At 63.1% G+C, this 2,361-nt stretch carries 4 protein-coding genes and 1 pseudogene; all 5 read left to right on the top strand.

Annotation, left to right across the window (positions count from 1 at the left end; all coding sequences use genetic code 11):
• Positions 1 to 380, top strand: a 380-nt coding sequence (locus ACEW8G_RS05970) for a Holliday junction DNA helicase RuvB C-terminal domain-containing protein (protein WP_373487525.1), incomplete at its 5' end; no start/stop codon positions are given.
• 51 nt (positions 381 to 431) lie between these two features.
• Positions 432 to 932 carry a YbgC/FadM family acyl-CoA thioesterase gene (locus ACEW8G_RS05965; RefSeq protein WP_373487524.1) on the top strand — a complete coding sequence of 167 codons (501 nt, stop codon included), beginning with the start codon at positions 432 to 434 and terminating at the stop codon, positions 930 to 932.
• Positions 929 to 1,630: a protein TolQ gene (gene tolQ, locus ACEW8G_RS05960; RefSeq protein ID WP_373487523.1), complete on the top strand. Its 702-nt coding sequence runs from the start codon at positions 929 to 931 to the stop codon at positions 1,628 to 1,630. The genes ACEW8G_RS05965 and tolQ overlap by 4 nt, the downstream gene beginning before the upstream one ends.
• Positions 1,630 to 2,094, top strand: coding sequence for an ExbD/TolR family protein (locus tag ACEW8G_RS05955; RefSeq protein WP_373487522.1), 465 nt, complete (start codon positions 1,630 to 1,632; stop codon positions 2,092 to 2,094). The genes tolQ and ACEW8G_RS05955 overlap by 1 nt, the downstream gene beginning before the upstream one ends.
• Positions 2,095 to 2,131: 37 nt before the next feature.
• Positions 2,132 to 2,361, top strand: a pseudogene (locus tag ACEW8G_RS05950) (hypothetical protein); the annotation flags it as partial.

Here is a 2,361-nt window from a genome sequence, read left to right as displayed (position 1 = left end):
GCACCCCGCGTGTTGCCGGGCGCTTGCTGCGCCGGGTGCGTGATTTCGCCAATGTCGCAGGCGCGCTCAGCGTCGATGCCCCCGCCGCGGATGCGGCGCTGACCCGGCTGGAGGTCGACAAGCTCGGCCTCGATGCGATGGATCGGCGCTATCTGATGATGATCGCGGACATCTATCGCGGCGGCCCGGTGGGGGTGGAAACGCTGGCGGCGGGGCTTTCTGAACCGCGCGATACGATCGAGGATGTCATCGAGCCGTATCTCATCCAGCTCGGCCTCATCGCCCGCACCGCGCGCGGCCGCTGCCTCAATGCGCGCGGGTGGAAGCATCTGGGGCTCAACCCGCCGGAGGGGTCGCAGGAGGGGCTGTTTGATGTTTAGGCGGCGCGAAGGCTTGCCATCATCCGCCCCAAGACCCTAAATCCTTGGCCCATGATCCCGCCCGACATCACCCCATTCACCGGCCGGTTCGACGGCAGCACACACTATTTCGCGTGCCGGGTTTATTTTGAAGACACCGACTTTTCGGGCATCGTCTATCACGCCAACTACTTGCGCTATATGGAACGCGCCCGGTCAGACATGCTACGATGCCTCGGTATCGATCAGCGTGCCATTCATGCTGCTGGCGAGGGCGTTTATGCGGTGGCCGATATGCACATCCGCTTCATGCGCCCGGCAAAGTTGGAAGATGATCTCGTGATCATGAGCCAGGTCACACGCATCCGCGCGGCGGCCTGCCATATTCATCAACGAGTCATCCGCGCTCGCCAATCTGGCGCGGAGCCTTTAGAGACATTAGCCGTAGGCGAGGTGACTGCCGCCTTTATCAACCCGCAAGGCAAACCAATTCGCCAGCCCCGCGCTTGGATAGAGGGTTTCACCCGCATACTCGTTCCCGATTTCGATCAGAAAGACCAAACCGCCCGATGATTGACTCGCTTGGCCTGACCCCCAATGCCGTGACCCTGTCACCGCTCAAACTGTTCATGGAGGCCGATCTGGTCGTCAAGCTGGTGATGGTAGGCCTCGCGCTCGCCAGCATCTGGACCTGGACGATCATCATCGGCTTCAGCCTGAAAATTGGCAGGACGGTGCGCGACAATGACGCGTTCGAAAAGGATTTCTGGACCGCCGGTGATATCGATGCGTTCTACAAGGCGCGTGGCCATGAAAAGCTGCCCAGCGCGCGCGTTCTGGCCTCGGGCGTCGCAGAGTGGCGTCGCACCACCAAGGGCCGGATCACCGACCGCGATGGCGCGCGCCAGCGGCTGGCGGTCGCGATGCAATCAACCGTCGGCGAGCAGATCGACACGCTGTCGGACCGGCTGAATTTTCTCGCGACGGTCGGCTCGGTCGCGCCGTTCGTCGGCCTGTTCGGCACAGTCTGGGGCATCATGCGCAGTTTCAGCGCGATTGCCGCCGAACAGAACAGCTCGCTCGCGGTGGTCGCGCCGGGCATTGCCGAGGCGCTGTTCGCCACCGCCATCGGGCTGTTTGCTGCGATCCCGGCGGTCATCGCCTACAACCGCTTTTCGCACCGGCTGAACAAGCTGGAGGGGCGGCTGTTCCGCTTTTCCGATGCGTTTCATGGCGAATTGAGCCGCGAGCTTGAAAAGGATGCGGTGTAATGGGCATGTCGGTGGGATCATCGGGCGGTGCAGGCGGCAGGCGGCGGGGCCGCGCGCGCGCGCCGATGTCAGAAATCAACGTCACCCCGTTTGTCGATGTGATGCTGGTGCTGCTGATCATCTTCATGATCACTGCGCCTTTGCTGGTTGCAGGCGTGCCGATTGACCTGCCCGACAGCCGGGCGAGCGCGCTGGAGCAGGAGAAGGAGCCGATCCAGATTTCGCTCAACGCCGAGGGGCTCGCCTATATTGACGATGCGCAGGTGCCGTTTGATCAATTGCCCGATGCGTTGGTCGCGCTGCGCACCGAGCGCGGCAACGACGATGGCAGCGCCCCGCAGGTCATGCTGCGCGCCGACCGCACGCTCGACTATGGCCAGGTGATGCTCGTGATGGGTGAGATGAACCGCGCCGGGCTCAATCGTATCCAGATGGTCACAACCGGTTCATCTGAACGGCGATAGGCCTAGATTTCGGAAAGGCTTGAATCCTCTTACGCGCATGGAAAAAGCTGAACGCCTTGGATTGTCGGTTGCGGTGGTGGGCCATGTCGGCCTGTTCGCCGTCTTGTCGCTCGGCATCGCCAGCCGCCCTGAATTGCGCATGCCAACCGATCCGATATCGGTCCAGCTGACTGACGAGGTCGCGCTGGTCTCTGCCGCGCCGACGCCGGTGCGTGAGGCCGCGACCGCCACCGCGCCCGAGATCGCGCCCGAGGTGGAACAGCCCTC

The sequence above is a fragment of the Blastomonas sp. genome, assembly GCF_041747255.1.
Lineage (GTDB): Bacteria > Pseudomonadota > Alphaproteobacteria > Sphingomonadales > Sphingomonadaceae > Blastomonas.
This window is presented reverse-complemented; position numbering and strand designations above follow the sequence as displayed.